Below are 18,551 nucleotides of genomic sequence, written 5' to 3'. Positions count from 1 at the left end.
CGGTTAACAATGCGTTAAACCAAAAAACTCGATTATCGATGGAAAGTGGCGCTCGATAGAGAGAAAAGCATGATTCCCTCCCTCTTCTACCGTTTGACGGCATGCTGAATAGTAAGCAACGGCTTGAGTATAATCTAATACCTCATCACCAGTCTGTTGCAGTAACCAGAGCAATTCAGGCGCGACTAATGGGGTTACTTCAAGTGTCTTTAGGTCATTTATATGGCGAGACTCTAACACATATTTCTGCCCTGTGTAGGGATTCTGATTATCGCCTAAGAAATTTAATAATAGCTCAAATGGCTTGACCGCCGGGTTAATCACTACCGCCGGAACAGCGTAACGTTGCGATAGCCATGTCGCATAATAGCCCCCTAACGACGACCCGATAATTCCTACCGGGCGTTCACCACTTTGCATAAATGTCGAGTCTAGAAAAGACGATATTTTCTCCGGCGTTGCGGGTAATTCTGGGATCTGTAAAGTGACCATTGGGGCACTCTGCGCCAACCACTCAGCAAAAAGTGTAGCCTTTTCGGAGCGTGGCGAACTGTTGAAACCATGCAGATAGAGCAATGTCGGCATTTTTAATACCCTTCAGAATGAAAATCGGGCTGAAATTGTCCATTGACCAGACGTTGCACTTCAGTGGCTATCTCTCCGTCTGGGCGTAACTCTAACCAACGCCAGCCTGGAGACTGGTTATCGATAGTAAATCCGGTACATTGCGGTTGAAACTGTACGCACGTCGAAGGCGTAGACAGCACACGTCGCCCCTGCCAACGATCATCCATCTCTTGGTGAATATGGCCACAGACGACCGTTTTAGCGAGCGGGTAGCCCTGTAATACCTCGGCTAATTGATGCGAATTACGCAAGCTATGCGTATCTAACCACGTGCAACCCGAAGGAATAGGATGGTGGTGAAGTAAAATGATGCTGTGGCGCTGAGGATATTGCGCCAGCGCATCGCTTAGCCATTGCAACTGATAGTCGCTCAGTAACCCATGGGGAACGCCATGTACCTGGCTATCGAGTAAAAGTAGCTGCCACTGATCACCTAATAGTACCGATTTTTGGTCACAGATCCCCTCGTTTGCCAAGGTTTTCACCATGGCGGGCTGGAAATCGTGGTTTCCAGGTAGCCATACGCACGGCTTCTGTAGTCGGCTAATGCCTTTTGCGAAAGCATGGTAAGCCTCAGGACTATGATCTTGAGCGAGGTCACCGGTAGCAATAATCAAATCGATATGGCGTTGTTCCGCGATAACCGCGTCGATTACCGCTTGATAGCTTTGCCAAGTGTTGACCCCTAATAAACTCTCTTGCGGAGTCTTGAAGAGATGCATATCAGTAAGTTGTAGGAGACGAATGCTCCGTGTATCAGCGACCTCTGGCACTAAAGAATTCACTACAACTCACCTTTTATCCGCGTTGAAATCACTATTGCCTCACATCTCAGGCAATGGCGTCGCCATCACACCTTGCACCAGACAATAACGTAGCCATTCCGACAGAAACTGGTTAATTTGATGTTTTTCATCACGTTGGTGCAGTTTCCGATTAGGGTAATCATAGCGTGCTTTGAAGCGATAGATCTGTTGTGTCGAACACACTTCTGCAACCATCGCATCATGATATAACCTGACAGACATCGAGGGTAACTGCCAGTAACTGACGACTGGCGCCACTTGTTTAATCATAACACGCGTGGTGTAACGCGTAGATTCTTCGATCACCACTTGATAATGGGTGCCATTCACTTGATAGGTTAAGCTGGCACCCTCGGCTTCGTCTTTAGGGATCAATCTCCGTAATTGCGCATAGTTTGTTTCATTTAAGCGCATCATTTCTGGGAAATTGGGGGTGTATTGCTGTTTCATGAAGATAACCACTCATTACGTATTTGCTCATGATGCAGGGCAAGCCACTGAAGGGCGATAATGGAAGCGGCATTATCGATAATTCCCGACTCGACCCACTGATAAGCGAGTTCACGACTCACGACTCTCACAAGAATGTCCTCGTTTTCACTCGCTAACCCATGATTCCCTTCTGCTTTGGTCGCGTCGACCTCTCCAATAAATATCGCCAGCCTCTCACTACTGCCACCTGGACTGGATAGATAACTGAGCAAAGGCTTAGTCCGGCCCACCTCAATACCGGCTTCTTCTTTCGCTTCGCGACGCGCTACCTCTTCATCCGACTCTCCCGCCTCACATATTCCCGCGACTAACTCAATCAGCCAAGGAGTTTTCGCTGTCTCTAGCGCCGGAATACGAATTTGTTCAATTAATATCACTTCATCACGAATCGGATCATAGGGAAGCAAAACAACCGCTTTTCCGCGTTGAAAAACTTCGCGGACGACAGGCTCGCTCATACCTCCCGCGTAGAGGCGGTGACGAAATTGATATTTAGTGATTGAAAAGAATCCCTTATACATGGGTTCTTGGTGCAAAATTTCAACATCATCGCGTGTAAATTGGGTGGGAGATTTTGGCTTTTTGCACATATAATAGACCTCGGATGTAGAGTGGTTCCAATGTCCTAGGACGATTTTTTACTAGAAAACTGGGCTATTAAGTTAATATTTTACGCTAACGCGCCAAGTAAGGCACGTTCAGCCAACTTATTTCATTCTGTCTGTCTGGTACAATTCGAAAAATTTTTTTGACCTGACAACTTTATTTTTGCAATTTCGCTGCAACACAAAGGAACGCAAATGAAAAAATTGCTCCCCGTACTCGTTGGTCTGAGCTTAGCTGGCTTCAGTACTTTAGGCCACGCTGAAAACTTATTACAAGTTTATCAACAAGCACGTGATACCAATCCTGATTTACGTAGTGCAGCGGCCGATCGTGATGCTGCGTTTGAAAAAATTAATGAATCTCGCAGCCCATTACTACCTCAGCTGGGGCTAGGTGGCGACTACACCTTCAATAGCGGTTATCGGGACAACAGCGGCGTACGTTCTAATGCTTGGGCTGGTTCCTTACAGCTTACCCAAACTATTTTTGATATGTCGAAATGGCGTGCACTGACTCTGCAAGAGAAAACGGCAGGGATTCAAGATGTCACTTATCAAGTCGCTCAACAAGACCTGATTCTTAATACTGCGACCGCCTACTTTAATGTGCTTAATGCGATCGATACGCTCTCTTATGTTGAAGCACAGAAACAATCTATTTATCGCGAGCTCGATCAGACCACTCAACGTTTCAATGTAGGACTTGTGGCGATTACCGATGTGCAAAATGCCCGCGCGCAATACGATAGCGTATTAGCGAGTGAAGTTACCGCACGTAATGATATCGATAATAAGATGGAGGCTCTGCGTCAGGTAACGGGAAATAGTTACTTCTCCCTGTCTTCACTGGATATCGGCCGTTTTAAAACGGAAAGACCACAGCCGATCGATGCTTTATTGACGAAAGCTGAAAATCATAACTTGTCCTTACTCTCTGCTCGTCTATCAAAAGACTTAGCCCGTGAGCAAATTCGTTATTATGAAACTGGCCATATGCCAACGTTGAGCTTAAATGCCTCAACAGGACTGACCAACACTAAGTATCAAGGGTACCGTGCTCACACTACTACCACCACTCAAGATTCAATCGCGGGGAACAACCAAGTTGGTGTGAGTCTATCTATCCCGCTATACACCGGTGGTTCTGTCACCTCGCAGGTAAAACAAGCTGAATATAGCTTTGTTAGCTCCAGCGAGAAATTAGAGAGCGCACACCGTTCAGCAGTACAAACTGTGCGTTCGTCATTTAATAATGTCAACGCGTCCATCAGTAGTATTGATGCTTACCGTCAAGCTGTGGTGTCCGCACAAAGCTCATTGGATGCGATGGAAGCGGGTTATCAAGTTGGTACTCGTACAATTGTCGATGTGTTGGATGCAACAACCACGCTGTACAACGCTAAGCAACAGCTTTCCGATGCTCGCTACGGCTATTTGATTAACCAAATCAATATCAAATACGCCTTAGGTACGCTTAATGAGCAAGACATTATCGCGTTAAATAGCACCTTAGGTAAGGATGTCTCGACCTCTCCTCAAGCCGTTGCTCCGGATAATCCCGTACAAGATAACCGTGCCGATGGTGTAGCGCCGGTACGGACGCAACAAGCATCGTTGAATTCAACAGCTCCAGTTACTCACTCATCTACCCCAGTGGCCAGTACACCTCGTGCAGGTAATCCGTTTCGCGGATAATTAGATGATAGCGTTGGCAAAGTCTTTTTGATTTGCCGACGTTAGTTTGGCCCTCTCACTGCACTACTACACTTGTCATACTAATACTGCCCATATCCATTCCTGTCACCGGTACCGTTATTGTGTCATCGGACCGTGCCGCACCCAAAATATACAATAAAGGTAGAAAGTGTTCAGGGGTAGGATTCGCTAACCTTGCATCCGGTAACTGCATATAGTCGATTAACGGATGGTGGCTATCACCCGTTGTTGACGCTAAGGCGTCTTGGACCCGCTGATCAAAACCTTCCGCCCAAGGATAGATATTCCCCTCTTTACCCCAACGCGCCATTGCTAAATTGTGCACAGTGTTGCCACTCGCCAATATCATAACGCCTTCGTCACGTAACGAGGATAACTGTTGCCCCAGTTGATAATGTTCTGCAGGCGTTAATGCGACATCTAGGCTTAATTGCACCACAGGTATATCAGCATTAGGGTACATTTTTACTAAGACTCCCCAAGTTCCATGGTCGAGCCCCCAATCATAGTCTGCTCTCACATTTAACGGGGCAAGCTGTTGCTTAATCTTTTCCGCTAATCGCGGATCACCTGGAGCCGGATACTGAACATCGAACAATGCCTGAGGGAACTGTCCAAAATCGTGGATCGTTTTCGGATGACTCATCGCTGTAACGGCTGTTCCTCGTGTCACCCAATGCGCCGAGATAACTAGGATAGCAGTAGGCCGAGGAAGTTGTTCGCCAAGTTGACGCCATACGTCGGTGTAACGATTTTCCTGAATGGCATGCATGGGATTACCATGGCCAAGAAAAAGCGCGGGCATTCGTTGCATGGTAGTAGACTCCTTAACTAAAAATTTGAGTCTAGAATACGCTCCTCAGCCAAAATCACACCTAGCAGCAGATGATGATCATTTTCAAAAAAATTGAATATCAGCTATTAGAGTGATTTTTCGATTGATTGAATGAAGTTTGATATTAAACAAATTTTATCCTCATCAATTGAGACTTTTTAAGCAAATTTTCCCTCTATAAAAGAGTATAAAGGGCTGAACGAATCAAGGAGTGATTATGAGCATATTTAAAAAGCCTCTTTTTCATAAAGATAACCAAGGAATATTAGGGTTTGAAATTACATTTTCTGGCTACTTCTTTAATGAAAGTAAATATTACGATCAACTGAAAAAAATAAGAGATAAAAGGGGTGACTTAGAATATATCATCGATGAGCAGCAAGGAAATCCGTCTGAGTACTTAGAGCAAAAAGATGTACAAATTTTAAAGGATTCTCTACAAGAACTGATTGCTGAAGAAGAGAGAGTTACAAAAGAGATTGATGATTATTACGATAGTTACGATGACACTGCCGAGAGCAATAGCGATTTCAATCCCTATGATTATTTGTATAGCGATAGCCGTTCCCTTAGCTATGCGACAACTTTAGTTACTGATATATCATTTTTGACTCCCATTCCTGAAGAATTTAGCGATCCGCCTCCTTATCTATGGTTTGATATCGAGAGCTTTTCGGCATCGATCAAAATAAATTTTTCCGAGGATATTTGGGTTTCTATTTATACTCGTCATGTTCTCTACGGAGAGTGCAAATTCTACGGGATCAGTATCAGTGGTAGAAATGGTGAATCCTATTATGATGTAAATAAATTCTGCGAGTGGGTCAGAATGGATGGAGAGGTAGACTATGTCGACGATGATTTAGGATATTGGGGCACTGATCAAACAATTTACGATGGAAAACCTATCTTTTCATTAGACTATTTCAACATAAGTCCAGGAAAAGTGTCTTTTCGCTTACAAAGTAAAATAAATGTTAATATTAATCAGTTATCCTGTGATATCCATTTTCACGATGACGGGAATGTCAATGCACTGATAAAGGTAATTAACGGTAATGAACTAGCAGAAAGGAGAGAAACACTTGGTTTTATAATCGTCAATAGAGATGCAACACTGAAGGAATTAGAAAATGAGATTTTTACAGATGAATCTCCATCAAAAGCTATCGCATTATTTAGAAAACTGAATGGCCAGGACGATAGTATCATTAAGGCAGGGAATATTTTACTGCTTGCCGATCCTGAGTACCCTTGTGAGGAAGAATTAGCTCAGTTGATCGCCGCCCAAAAGACAACCCAACAGGCCTTAGAAGCTGTTGAAATCGAAGGAATTGACCGCGATTTTTTCCTTGATAATTACGCTACACTATCCAATTTTTCTTCTATTGCCTCAACAGGTATCGGTATCGCCGGCACGGTCGGTGAAGTCTACTTCAACAAAATTAATAAAATTTTAAATCAAATCGACCAATTATATAAATCGACTTATATCGGCAATGCGGTACTAGGCGGTGAGGCCTACTACTTACGCCGTGGAATTCTTTTCTCCCAGCTTGATACATTGCTTAAGCATTCATTTTTACGTCAGGTACTGGACCTGCCTCAGGATAAAAAAATCAAGTCAGCTTTACGGCTCTCTTCTAAATCAATCGTGCATCACTGGAAAAAATCCGGTACCCGCGTAATCCCTGGCTATGCTACACATCTTAAAAATGCCAGTAAGCTAGTCAAGATAATGAAAACGACGGGTTACGTAGGTATCGGTTTTAGCGTGTTGAATTCAGCAAACGAAATCTATCATGCCTGTTCGTTGGGAAGAGCTAATGAGTGTAAGCAGACTACGTTTAGAGAGATAGGGAAATTTACGGGAAGCATGGCTGGTGGAACATTAGGGGTATCATTATGCCTTGCGATGGCACTTACCGGGCCTTGGAACACTATAGGCTGCGCTGTTAGCTTAAGTATAATAGGAGCCGAAGCAGGAGCTTCTTATGGCGAATCGGTAGGTAACATTTTATATAGCATTACCGAGAAAAAATGAAGACAAGCAAAATAATTATTGGTTTAATATTGATCTCAGTAGCGATTATATTTTATCTATATGATAAAAAGAACGCAGTTATTTTTGAAAAATTAGATAAAAATTATTACAGAAGATTTAGAAAATATCCCAATTTTTATTGGTTGGAAAGTTTCCCTCAAAGATATTGGCCTCGTATACGGCCTGGTGTGTATGGGAAATTACTACAAATAAAAAGCTACAATAATAAAGAACGTTGGTTGAAGACAATATCTGAAGAAGAGTTTAATTTTATAAAGAAAATACCAATTACTACTCAGAAAATTATCATTAAACAAATGTTGTTTAAATTATACTTACTCTATTGTTCGATTATTTTTATTATTGTAATACTTTTAATAGATGGTGGACTCGACTACCTGCTCGAACCCGTTACTCACGAAAATATTATGCAGGGGATTTCACTGCTTTAAGGGTCAGTATGTGGCTTATCTTTTCACACTAAAGGCTATTAATTATTTAAAAGGCCTAATGGTACCGACTTAACGCTAATACTTGCCCTAAGCCGAACCATTAGGTTGTAAAATTAGACCGCTTTCTGCTGATCGTGCTGCTGGCGCCATGCCACCAGATCATCAATAGTGACTACTGGCATATTATGCTGTTTAGCAAACACAATCGCTTCCGGCGCACGGGCCATAGTGCCATCGTCATTGGTCAGTTCGCACAACACACCTGCAGGGGCGTAACCGGCGAGTCTCACTAAATCAATAGTGGCTTCAGTATGTCCCCCACGGGTGAGTACTCCCCCTTCACGGGCACGTAATGGGAAAACATGACCAGGGCGGTTAAGGTCGCCTGGTACTGCGTTCTCAGCGATAGCTGCTCGCACCGTCGTTAAGCGGTCAGCTGCGGAAACACCAGTAGTCACGCCCTGAGCAGCTTCGATAGTTACCGTAAACCCAGTGCCGTAGGCACTCGAGTTATTCTCAACCATCATTGGTAGCGCCAATTGCTCACGGCGTTGCTCTGTGATGCATAAGCAGACAATACCACTACCGTGGCGGATGGTCAGTGCCATCTGCTCCACTGTCATACTTTGCGCAGCAAAAATCATATCGGCTTCATTTTCGCGATCTTCATGGTCTAAAACCATAACGCCTCGGTTTTCACGAAGTGCTTGTAAAGCCGACTCTACACGCTGTTCTGGCGTGCCGAATTCAGATAAAAGTGTGTTCTGATTCATGGTAAAAAATCCTATATATATTAATAAAATTACCAGAATCAGGGCATAGGAGTGACGTCGATAGACGTAGTAATACAGCAGAGATCGCAATGATCGAAACAGTATCTTTTACCCTCTCCCGTCCGGACTATAACCGTCGGCCCCGGATTTACACCGGATCTGCTGACCTTTAGCGACATCGCCAAAGCGCTCGCGGGCTTTCAGAATGACTGATTTACCGCCGGTGGGGAATTGCGCCCCGCCCTGAGAATAAGCATCTTCACTATATCGGCAAAATTATTAATGCGCAATCAAGCGCTAAGACCAAAATTAGCTTTTCGTGTGCTGAAAATTAGGTTTCGCCATGATGAATTAGCGATTACACTTAAGTAACCAACAGCCTGCACGCCAGAATTCTCAGAGTTACTCCGGCGTTAACCTCGGGAAATAATTATGATTGACGCAAAAAAAATTGAACAAATCGCTCGCCAAGTTCAAGACTCCTTACCTCAGGGAATTCGTAATCTTGGTGATGACGTAGAAAAGAAAATCCGTCAAGTCCTCCAAGCACAGCTCAGCCGTATGGAGTTGGTTAACCGTGATGAGTTTGATGTACAAACACAAGTCTTAGTGCGTACAAGAGAAAAGTTGGCATTACTAGAGAAGCGCCTTGATGCACTGGAAGGTAAGCAAGCGGCTGGCACCGAACCGCAAGAAGTTAGCCCTGCCGAAGTCTCAAGCGAGACGCCGATTGTACCGGATGTCAAACACGACTAACGGCTTTGACGTCGCCAGTATCCGGCGACGTCAAAGAGTAGATTAGTGGCTAGTAATCTTGTTGATAATATTAGTCGTCGAGAGACCTTCTTCAAAGTTTAGTATCCGCACTTCGCCACCGTTAGCGATGACTTCTTCGCCACCGGCTACCTCTTCTGGACGATAATCCCCCCCCTTAACCAGTAAATCAGGCAATAATTCAGCGATCAATCGTTGAGGAGTATCTTCTTCAAAAGGGATGACCCAGTCGACTGCTCCCAATGCCCCAAGAACAACCATTCGATTCTCAAGGGTATTGATGGGACGGGTAGGACCTTTCAACCGTGCTGTCGATGCGTCGCTATTTACCGCTACAATCAGTCTATCACCCAATTTACGGGCATGGTTTAGATAAGAGACATGGCCTGCATGCAAAATATCGAAACATCCGTTCGTCATCACAATCTTTTCACCACGCTGACGCGCGGCAGCCAAGGCTTTTTGTAACCTGACTGGGTTCATGATGCCAAATCCATCTTCAGGCCGGGCATGCAATGCATTTTCCAGTTCAATCGGCGTGACCGTTGACGTACCAAGTTTCCCTACCACAATTCCTGCTGCGGTATTCGCTAAGAAACTTGCCTCTTCCAAGGTACAACCATTGGCGAGTGAGGCGGCCAACACCCCGATAACGGTATCGCCAGCCCCAGTCACATCGAACACTTCCTGTGCTTGTGTCGGGAGGTGAAACGGTGATTTTCCAGGTTGCAACAGGGTCATACCTTGTTCGGAACGTGTAACGAGTAAGGCACTGAGTTGGCAACTTTCCAGCAATGCCATGCCTTTTTCGACCAGCTGCTGATCATTATGGCATTTACCCACCACCGCTTCGAATTCCGATAAATTTGGCGTGAGCAATGTCGCCCCACGGTAGCGTGTAAAATCATGACCTTTAGGATCGATGAGGACAGGGATACCCGCTTCTCTCGCCTGAGTGATCAAGGGTTGAATATCTGATAATGCACCTTTGGCGTAATCTGACAGCACCACCGCACCGATATTATCCAAAGCACTCGGCATACGTTCGGTAATTTTCGCACTTTGCTGGAGTTCGAAGGGCTCTTCAAAATCCAAACGAATGAGTTGCTGATTACGAGAAAGCACCCTTAACTTAGTAATGGTCGGATGAGTTGCCAGAGTCACGAATTGACAATCGACCCCTACTTCAGTCAATGCTGCATTAAGCTGTTCAGCCGCTTCATCTTCACCCGTCAAACCGATGATACGTGATGGCGCACCGAGGGAAGCAATATTCATTGCAACGTTCGCTGCACCACCTGGGCGTTGTTCCACTTCATCGACTTTGACGACAGGGACTGGGGCTTCCGGAGAAATCCGTTGTGTTGGTCCGTACCAATAGCGATCAAGCATTACATCGCCAATCACCAATACTCCTGCACGATTAAATTCAGGCAGTGAAACCTTCATGCCAGCAACTCCAAGCTAGATTTATTTAACATTTTGCGCTTATCATACCACAGCCCAATCAGAATGGCGGGGCTCAGGTCGTAGCGCTATTTCTCTGGTGCTAACCAATGCAACCAAGTTGCTCGTGTAACCGAACGCTGAGCAAGAAATTGTTGCTCATCCACTACACCGTTCTCTCCCTGCAACGCTAAATGATGTAACGCATCACGCAGGGTGATATAGGCTTGAGTCAGGGCCTGTGCATTGTTTTCCGTTAAAATGCCATGATGGGTTAACAGATCAAAAATTCGCACATTATCTGACCAACGCGTGAGATCAGGATGCTGTGCTGCAAACCTTAGGACCCAATACTGAGCTAAAAATTCAATATCAATGATTCCACCCTGATCAGCTTTGATATCCCACTTAGGAAGATATTTATTACCCAAGTGCTTAAGCATTTTCTCACGCATCTCTGTTACCTCAACGGTAAGCTGACCGGCCTCTCTGGGACGACAGAGGATACTTTGTCTGATTTGCGTGAACTTCTGTTGTAACCCTGCATCGCCAAAAACCATGCGAGCTCGAACTAAGGCTTGATGTTCCCAAGTCCACGCTTCTTTGCGTTGATAATCTTCGAATGCTTCGAAAGTCGTCACCAGCATACCCGCTGAGCCAGAAGGTCGTAACCTTGCATCGACCTCGTAGAGGATTCCTGAGGCGGTTCGAGTACTAAAAAGATGGATAATCCTCTGTGCCATCTTCAAATAAAACTGGCGTCCTTCAATACTGCGTTCGCCGGTGGTGACGGTATCTGCTGGGCAATTATGTAAAAAAACTAAATCTAGATCGGAACGATACCCTAATTCCCAGCCCCCTAACTTCCCGTAACCCACAACAGCAAAACCCGGTTCCTGCTCGGCGGTAAGATGATTAGGCCGACCATAGCGCTGAACCATTAATTGCCATGCTTGCCAGACGACAACTTCTAATAATGCTTCGGCCAACCAAGTGAGGTGATCACTCACCTTCATTACGGGTAAAGTTCCGGCAATATCTGCCGCAGCAATACGTAATTGTTGAGTCAGTTTGAATTGCCGTAAGGCCTCTACTTGCTGTTCTTCATCTTCCTGGGGGATCCGTAATAGGTATTCACGCAATTCTTCCCGATAACTGTTATTCGGTGCGGGTTGATAAAGCGTCTGCGGATCTAATAACTCGTCGAGCAGTAAAGGGTGGCGGGCAAGCTCAGTCGCGACCATTGGTGACGCTGCACATAATCTGACTAGGTGTTTCAAGGCACCGGGATATTGAATAAATAGCTCAAGATAGGTGCTGCGACTCGCAACGCTGAGCAGTACTTCAGCCAAGCGTGAAAACGTCGCGGCAGCGTCTGCACGAGGAACGACCTCAGCTAAGATGACCGGCATTAACTGATCGAGTGCTTGGCGTCCTCGAGGCCCCACCGTCTTGCGGCCAATATCATGTTGAAAGTGTTGGAGTGAAGACAATAATTGCTGCTGCTGTTCAGCCGTTAATTGAGGGGTGGCTTCTTGCAGCTCTTCGATGTCTGGGGCATCTATCCACCAGTGTTGAGTATAGTGTTCTGAGGCCTCTTCAGTACGGGCCTCTTCTTCGCCGATAAGCTCCACAAAGATAGTATGAATTTCTTGCATCACTCGATCGAGGGCGCTGGCCAATAACGACCAACTTTCCATTCCCATCGCCCAAGCTAAACGTTGGCGAGTTAATTCGTCTTCAGGCAATGTTTGAGTTTGTTGATCACCAATGCTTTGCAACAAATTTTCCAGCCGGCGCAAGAAAATATATCCAGAATACAGTGCTTGAGCTTGTTCTTGGGGTAATAGTCCCAAGGTTTCGATTGATTGTAACGCCGCGAAAAACGATCGCGTTTGTAATGCACGCTCTCTTCCGCCGCGAATTAGCTGGAAGACTTGTACGATGAATTCACATTCTCGAATTCCTCCAGCCCCTAACTTAATATTATTTTTTAACCCACGACGCCGCACTTCCCGATGAATTTTTCCTTTCATCGTTCTTAGCGATTGAATAGCGCTAAAATCAATGTAGCGGCGATAGATAAAGGGGCGTAGTAGCTGCTGTAATTCTTCACTATAGGGAGACGGCTCTGCCCCCATCAAGCGGGCTTTCACCATCGCGTAACGTTCCCATTCCCGCCCCTGTTCTTGGTAATAATCTTCCAGCGCAGCAAAACTCAACACTAAGGGCCCGCTATCGCCAAAAGGTCGTAAGCGCATATCGACACGATAAACAAACCCATCCATCGTCTGCTGGTCGAGAAGCTTAATGAGTCGTTGTCCCATACGCATAAAAAATTGCGCATTATCGAACTCCCGTCGCCCCCCTACCGTACTACCATTTTCAGGCCATGCGAAAATCAGGTCGATATCGGAAGAGAAATTTAGCTCACCGCCCCCCAACTTACCCATCCCTAAGATTAAAAAAGGTTGCGTCTCGCCCTGCGAGTTAGTCGGAGTTCCCATCTCCTGACAACATTGCTGCCAGCACCAATCCCGCGCGCTACCAATCAGTACCTCGGCTAAATGGCTCAATTGCTGTAGCGTTTGCTCCGTCGTCGCGATATTGAGCGTTTGCATCCAGGCAATACGTACCAGCATCTCGCGACGAAATAGCCTCAAGCGCCGCATAACTTGAGCTTCGGTTTCTGACGGCACTGACTGCTGATCTAACCATTGTTGATACTGTTGCCACTCTTCGGCAAGTGGTCGCTGGTCAACTAAACGCTGTTGCCACTCGGGATGTTGCTGCAGATTATCCGCGACAAAATCGCTGAATGCGACGACAGCAAATAAGGGATCTTCTGGAGAGATCAGATCCTGAACACGATGTTCCGCTTGCTGAGTTAATGCTAACGGGAGTGGCAACATAATTCCTCTCTTAGTGGTTAAGTGAGTCTTTCGCAGTATTGCTCGTTAGCCAAAATGGCGATAAAGGGCGCGAGGGAAGCGGTAAACGAAGTACCTCTTGGCCGCCAGAGATCAAATGTTGTCTGGCAAGTAACCAAGGCGCTAACCAATCATTTACCTGCTCTGATGGATAAGCGCTACTTAATAAACCTATGCCAATAACTAATTTATCAAGTCGCAATAAGGTCGTACTCTGTTGATTCGGAATAAGCGTTTCTGCTGCCAGATCATGTAATTCTGCTGCACAACGACTTAACATCACATCACAAAACCGCTTGAAAGAACTTTCTAAACGCTTGAGTTGGCGAGCATTAATAGACTGACGCCATTGTTGTTCAACAAGCATCTCAACCAATTTAAGCTGGGTCAGCACCCATTCTGTAGAAAAGCAGAGCGCGGATGCTTCGATTTTTTTCTGCTGTAATACCGCCTCCAACGCCAGTAATTGTTGACGGATTTCACTGCTTACCGAGCGCGGAATAAGTCCACCAAAGAGTGAAAAGGTTTCACGAATCGCAAGTAAGGTTTGGAGGAGTAACGGCGGCATCTGTTTATCGCCTGCCATCCAGTGTGTTTCCAGTAACTGCCAGCGGCCGATTAATTCACTCAGTAAGGACGTCAGCCCTTGTTCACAGCTCGCTTTCGGTTTCACACTACACTGCGTCAGCGGCGCCACAATAGGTAAACCACTTCCCTGCGCTAATCCATAGCCACGCGCTGCTTTACTTTGCCACCCTAATCGTACTCCGCCGTTTTCGACCAATTCATTAGCTAATGCGAAGATATCGCTACGCTGTCCCTGAAGCAGTTCAAGCTCCAGTTCTAATAAAGGGGTCGTTTGTTCACCCGCGCTAACCGCACCTTGATCGAGAGCGACTTCAATCTCACTTTGACCAAAATTTATTACCCACTTCTCACGGGTGAAATCAGTACTAAAAAGTGGCGTAAGACGCTGCTGAAGTTCAGCAATATCAGTCCCTTCAGGCCAGACATTCTTGGGCAATAAGCGAATATCTAGTTGGCTGTCGACAAGCTCGATATTATATTCTGGCCGCTGATGTAGCCCACCAATCTCTTGTCCGGCGGTCTTCAGTGTCATTTCATATTGACCATCTTTCCCTCTGACACGTAATCCCATATCCCAACCACGTAATTGGTTGTCTGCCGTTTCATAATAATGGTTGGCAAGTAGCACTGGCGAGGTGTAACGATGCGGGTAGCGCACCAACTGCTGCTTAATGAGATCAATTTGATTCGGGTCGATAAGAAACTTTAGTTCGATTTCAATGGTCATAATTATCCTGTTGCTACGCTTTTGGTACGAAATCTTTCACTGTTATTGTCATGCAGGGTAATCCACTAAAGACGAGCTGTCTCTGATTTGTTAGGATCCTACCGTGGGGAGAACAGGAAATTTCTCATTTATAACACAACTTGACGCCTACAGACTGTGGCGACACTTACTATTAGAACTGTCATCCAATGAAAAAAATAATTTTTGCAGGTTGCTTACTGCTTACACTAGGCCAATCGGCCACTCTCGCTCACGCTGAAACCACCCGATATATCTCGGATGACCTTTCTACGTGGGTACGCAGCGGTCCAGGGAATCAATACCGCTTAATTGGACAAGTCAATGCAGGGGAAGCCGTCACACTGCTTAGCACCAACCCTGAGACACATTACGCGCAGATCCGCGATCAACAAGGTCGTACCACTTGGATCCCGGAATCACAGCTAAGCGATAACCCTAGTTTTAAAGTCCGTGTTCCCCAGCTGGAACAACAGGTTAAAACACTCAGCGATAAGCTCGCGAATATCGATAATAGCTGGAATCAGCGTACTGCTGAAATGCAACAAAAAGTGGCCGGTAGTGACGGCGCCATTAATCAATTAAAAGATGAAAACCAGCGTCTAAAAAATGCATTGATAGTTGCGCAGAAAAAAGTTGATGCCGCAAACGTGCAACTCGACGATAAGCAACGCGCGATTATCATGCAATGGTTCTTATATGGTGGCGGTGTGCTGGGGATCGGTTTACTCTTCGGTCTATTTTTACCCCACATGATCCCTCGTCGTAAAAATAAAAATCGTTGGATGTAATTAGTGCAAAAATATCTTGTGGGTGGTGCGGTCAGAGACCGATTATTAGGATTACCTGTTACTGACCGTGATTGGGTAGTGGTTGGCGCTACCCCCGAGCAACTGCTCGCTCTAGGTTATCAGCAGGCGGGACGAGACTTTCCGGTATTTCTTCATCCAACCACTCACGAAGAATATGCCCTTGCGCGTACTGAACGAAAAACCGGTAGCGGTTATACCGGTTTTGACACCCGTTTCACCCCAGAAGTCACCCTTGAAGAAGATCTACAACGTCGCGATTTGACTATTAACGCTATGGCACAAGACGCTGAAGGGGAGATTATCGATCCTTGGCTCGGCCAGCAAGATTTAGCGCAACGCTTGCTGCGACATGTGTCGGTTGCTTTTGTTGAAGATCCGCTACGCGTGTTGAGAGTCGCTCGCTTTGCTGCGCGATTTGCACCACAAGGTTTCTCCATTGCTGAAGAAACCTTAATGCTGATGCAGCAGATCACTCAAAGCGGAGAGTTACAGCATTTGACTCACGAACGGGTCTGGAAAGAGACGGAAAAAGCGCTATTAAGTGATTCCCCTTCAACTTACTTCTCAGTCTTACGCCAATGTGGTGCGCTAGCGGTGCTCTTTCCAGAGCTCGACGCCCTATTCGGCGTCCCCGCACCAGCAAAATGGCATCCAGAAATTGACACTGGAGTTCATAGCCTAATGTCATTGGATATGGCGACTCAGTTGACTGATGACCCTGCCCTACGCTTTTCCGCGTTGTTTCATGATGTCGGTAAAGGGTTAACCCCAGCTGAATTATGGCCTTCACATCCCGGCCATGGCATGGCAGGAGTACCGCTAATTGAGAGTCTATGTCAGCGTTTAAAAGTTCCCAATCACTATCGCGATATCGCCCGCTTAATTACTGAGTTCCACGATGTCGTTCACAGTGTCGACAAGTATCCAGCAGAGCGTCTAGTTACCCTCTTTGATCAGCTCGATGCTTGGCGTAAACCTGAAAGGGTCGCACAACTGGCATTGGTCAGCGAAGCCGATGTCCGAGGGCGCCTCGGCTGGCAAGACAAAGCGTATCCCCAAGCTCAGCAGTTACAAGCTATTTTTGCAGAAGCCCAAGCAGTTAATGTCGGGCCAATTGTCGCCGCCGGTTTTACCGGGAAAGCCGTACGCGAAGAGCTAACTCGACAACGTACCGTGGCGGTAAAAGGTTTCATGATGAATAACGGCTAATAGGGATAAAAATAGACACCGCAATATTCCTTTTTGCGTCCCACTAAAATTTTTTAATGAGGTATTAACTTGAAGATATACCGTTTTCCTAAAAGTCGATCGTTGAAAGTTTTATGGACGCTTGAAGAGTTAGGGATAGACTATGAGTCTGTTAAAGTTGATCTGCTCGCAAAAGATTCGCCTTTACAATCCCCACATCCCTTTGGGAAAGTCCCCTATTTAATAGAGGGTGATCTCTCCATTAGCGAGACACTGGCGATATGCCTCTATCTCTGTGAGAAATCGACTCATCACTCACTCTACCCCACCGACATAGAGGCTAGAGCGAAAGTTAACGCTTGGCTGAGTTTCACACTCACAGATCTTGAATCCGGTATATGGGGGCTTCTGAAACAGTTAATCTTAGTGCCTGAGGAAAAACGTAGCCCAGATCTAGTACGCTACTTCACCAATGAAGCCAACAACGCCATCTCGCAGATCAGTCTGAACGAAAATACGCTATGGCTAGCGAGTAATGAATTCACTCTGGCCGATATCTTTATGGCTCAAACCCTACAGTGGGCGAAAGTGTGCGGGTTAACGCTGCCTGTGACGGTCAACGCTTATCTAGAGAAAACACTTAGTAGAACGTCCTATCGCAAAGCTGTTGAACAAAACGATGCCCCTTAGCCTAGCCCCAAAATAAGCTGATCAGCGATACTCAATAACGACTATCGCTGATCATTTAAGGCATCCACCAATTACTCAAACGCGTCTATTATGGCCACTACATAAACACATACCACACCAGCAATGCCACAAAAAATCGATAGAACGCAAAGGCAACAAAAGAGATACGCTTAATAACGGTCAGGAAAGCTTTTATTGCGATTAAGGCAACGATAAAAGCAGCGATAAAACCGGTGGCAAACATCGGTAAATCGCTAACGGATAGAAACCCGATACTCTTTACTAAATCAAGACCTGTAGCACCAATCATCATCGGCACGGCAAGTAAGAAAGAGAATTCTGAGGCAGCGAAACGGCTAACGCCAACCAATAAGCCACCGCTAATCGTTGAGCCTGATCGCGAAAACCCCGGCCACAGCGCCAAACATTGGAAACAACCAATTAGAAAAGCTTGTCGATACGATATATCGTCGATACCCACGGCTTTCGGTTTAGCGGGTTTTAGCCACTCCGCGACAATTAATAAAATACCGCCAGCAATCAAGGAGTAGAAGACATTTTGGGGGGTAAATAACGCTTTAATTTTATCGTGGAGTACCAGTCCCAAGATCACTGCAGGCAGCATACCACAGAGAATATGGATAAGTGATAATCGACCTTGCCCTACCCCTTCATGAGGGACTTTGCCAAAGTGGATACCGATGAGTCCAAACAGACGGCGCCAAAACATGACAACGACCGCAAGAATAGAGCCTAATTGAATAACAATCTCGAAGGTTTCCGCTTTGTCGCCCTGAAATCCTAATAAGTGCCCGACGATGATCAGGTGGCCGGTCGACGAGACCGGTAGAAATTCAGTTAATCCCTCGACGACGCCAAGCAGCGTCGCTACACCCAGTGGGTGAACATCTATCATTACCTCTTCCTCTTGTCATGACCCAAAATAAATAACGTGAAATTTTTATAAATAGTTTTAATGGCTTGTAGCGATGTTAAAAAAATATGACCTTCCATGTTATTGAAAGTTT

17 protein-coding genes and 1 riboswitch are annotated in these 18,551 nt (G+C 45.8%); of the genes, 7 read left to right on the top strand and 10 right to left on the bottom strand.

Annotated elements, in window-relative coordinates:
* Window positions 1–3: 3 nt before the first annotated feature.
* Genes yqiA through nudF form a run of 4 tightly spaced genes read right to left on the bottom strand, consistent with a single transcriptional unit; the run spans window position 4 to window position 2,515 of the window.
* On the bottom strand, window positions 4–585 hold the full coding sequence (gene yqiA, locus QJR74_RS02700) for an esterase YqiA (RefSeq protein ID WP_304373077.1): 582 nt from the start codon (window positions 583–585) through the stop codon (window positions 4–6).
* A gap of 2 nt (window positions 586–587) precedes the next feature.
* The gene (gene cpdA, locus QJR74_RS02695; RefSeq protein WP_304373076.1) at window positions 588–1,412 is read right to left on the bottom strand and encodes a 3',5'-cyclic-AMP phosphodiesterase; all 825 of its coding nucleotides are present in this window, start codon (window positions 1,410–1,412) and stop codon (window positions 588–590) included.
* Between the two features lie 39 nt (window positions 1,413–1,451).
* Complete coding sequence (locus QJR74_RS02690) at window positions 1,452–1,883, bottom strand: DUF1249 family protein (RefSeq protein ID WP_304373075.1); 432 nt, start codon at window positions 1,881–1,883, stop codon at window positions 1,452–1,454.
* A complete protein-coding gene (gene nudF / locus QJR74_RS02685; RefSeq protein ID WP_304373074.1) occupies window positions 1,880–2,515 on the bottom strand; it encodes an ADP-ribose diphosphatase in 636 nt (211 codons plus the stop codon). Before nudF ends, QJR74_RS02690 begins: the two co-directional genes overlap by 4 nt.
* A gap of 210 nt (window positions 2,516–2,725) precedes the next feature.
* Between nudF and tolC the strand changes: the two genes are divergently transcribed.
* Window positions 2,726–4,225: an outer membrane channel protein TolC gene (tolC, locus tag QJR74_RS02680; protein ID WP_304373073.1), complete on the top strand. Its 1,500-nt coding sequence runs from the start codon at window positions 2,726–2,728 to the stop codon at window positions 4,223–4,225.
* Between the two features lie 55 nt (window positions 4,226–4,280).
* On the opposite strand, the gene ygiD is transcribed toward tolC, so the two are convergent.
* A complete protein-coding gene (ygiD, locus tag QJR74_RS02675) occupies window positions 4,281–5,060 on the bottom strand; it encodes a 4,5-DOPA dioxygenase extradiol (protein ID WP_304373072.1) in 780 nt (259 codons plus the stop codon).
* A 238-nt stretch (window positions 5,061–5,298) separates the two neighbouring features.
* Here ygiD and QJR74_RS02670 point away from each other — a divergent pair, with 238 nt between their 5' ends.
* Together QJR74_RS02670 and QJR74_RS02665 are read left to right on the top strand one after the other, a co-directional pair.
* On the top strand, window positions 5,299–7,125 hold the full coding sequence (locus QJR74_RS02670; protein WP_304373071.1) for a hypothetical protein: 1,827 nt from the start codon (window positions 5,299–5,301) through the stop codon (window positions 7,123–7,125).
* Window positions 7,122–7,577 carry a hypothetical protein gene (locus QJR74_RS02665; protein ID WP_304373070.1) on the top strand — a complete coding sequence of 152 codons (456 nt, stop codon included), beginning with the start codon at window positions 7,122–7,124 and terminating at the stop codon, window positions 7,575–7,577. Before QJR74_RS02670 ends, QJR74_RS02665 begins: the two co-directional genes overlap by 4 nt.
* A gap of 113 nt (window positions 7,578–7,690) precedes the next feature.
* Here QJR74_RS02665 and ribB read toward each other — a convergent pair whose 3' ends face one another.
* Window positions 7,691–8,350, bottom strand: coding sequence for a 3,4-dihydroxy-2-butanone-4-phosphate synthase (gene ribB, locus QJR74_RS02660; protein WP_304373069.1), 660 nt, complete (start codon window positions 8,348–8,350; stop codon window positions 7,691–7,693).
* 106 nt (window positions 8,351–8,456) lie between these two features.
* A riboswitch (FMN riboswitch) is annotated at window positions 8,457–8,605 on the bottom strand.
* Window positions 8,606–8,782: 177 nt separating this feature from the next.
* On the opposite strand from ribB, the gene ubiK reads away from it, so the two are divergent.
* Complete coding sequence (gene ubiK, locus QJR74_RS02655; protein ID WP_304373068.1) at window positions 8,783–9,106, top strand: ubiquinone biosynthesis accessory factor UbiK; 324 nt, start codon at window positions 8,783–8,785, stop codon at window positions 9,104–9,106.
* A 42-nt stretch (window positions 9,107–9,148) separates the two neighbouring features.
* Here ubiK and hldE read toward each other — a convergent pair whose 3' ends face one another.
* From hldE to QJR74_RS02640, 3 genes are all read right to left on the bottom strand, one after another.
* Window positions 9,149–10,573 (bottom strand): bifunctional D-glycero-beta-D-manno-heptose-7-phosphate kinase/D-glycero-beta-D-manno-heptose 1-phosphate adenylyltransferase HldE, encoded by a 1,425-nt coding sequence (gene hldE / locus QJR74_RS02650; protein WP_304373067.1) that lies wholly within the window; start codon window positions 10,571–10,573, stop codon window positions 9,149–9,151.
* Between the two features lie 86 nt (window positions 10,574–10,659).
* Window positions 10,660–13,482, bottom strand: coding sequence for a bifunctional [glutamate--ammonia ligase]-adenylyl-L-tyrosine phosphorylase/[glutamate--ammonia-ligase] adenylyltransferase (gene glnE / locus QJR74_RS02645; RefSeq protein WP_304373066.1), 2,823 nt, complete (start codon window positions 13,480–13,482; stop codon window positions 10,660–10,662).
* Window positions 13,483–13,492: 10 nt separating this feature from the next.
* A complete protein-coding gene (locus tag QJR74_RS02640; protein WP_304373065.1) occupies window positions 13,493–14,815 on the bottom strand; it encodes a CYTH domain-containing protein in 1,323 nt (440 codons plus the stop codon).
* A 188-nt stretch (window positions 14,816–15,003) separates the two neighbouring features.
* Between QJR74_RS02640 and QJR74_RS02635 the strand changes: the two genes are divergently transcribed.
* The 3 genes from QJR74_RS02635 (at window position 15,004) to QJR74_RS02625 (ending at window position 17,523) form a co-directional block, all read left to right on the top strand.
* The gene (locus QJR74_RS02635; protein WP_304373064.1) at window positions 15,004–15,624 is read left to right on the top strand and encodes a TIGR04211 family SH3 domain-containing protein; all 621 of its coding nucleotides are present in this window, start codon (window positions 15,004–15,006) and stop codon (window positions 15,622–15,624) included.
* Between the two features lie 3 nt (window positions 15,625–15,627).
* A complete protein-coding gene (locus QJR74_RS02630) occupies window positions 15,628–16,854 on the top strand; it encodes a multifunctional CCA addition/repair protein (protein ID WP_304373063.1) in 1,227 nt (408 codons plus the stop codon).
* Between the two features lie 69 nt (window positions 16,855–16,923).
* Complete coding sequence (locus tag QJR74_RS02625; RefSeq protein WP_304373062.1) at window positions 16,924–17,523, top strand: glutathione S-transferase family protein; 600 nt, start codon at window positions 16,924–16,926, stop codon at window positions 17,521–17,523.
* A gap of 97 nt (window positions 17,524–17,620) precedes the next feature.
* Here QJR74_RS02625 and bacA read toward each other — a convergent pair whose 3' ends face one another.
* A complete protein-coding gene (bacA, locus tag QJR74_RS02620) occupies window positions 17,621–18,439 on the bottom strand; it encodes an undecaprenyl-diphosphate phosphatase (RefSeq protein WP_304373061.1) in 819 nt (272 codons plus the stop codon).
* Window positions 18,440–18,551 lie beyond the last annotated feature (112 nt).

Source organism: Tatumella ptyseos (genome assembly GCF_030552895.1).
Classification (GTDB): domain Bacteria; phylum Pseudomonadota; class Gammaproteobacteria; order Enterobacterales; family Enterobacteriaceae; genus Rosenbergiella; species Rosenbergiella ptyseos_A.
Note: the sequence above shows the minus strand (reverse complement) of the source record. Positions and strands in the feature narration are given on the sequence as shown.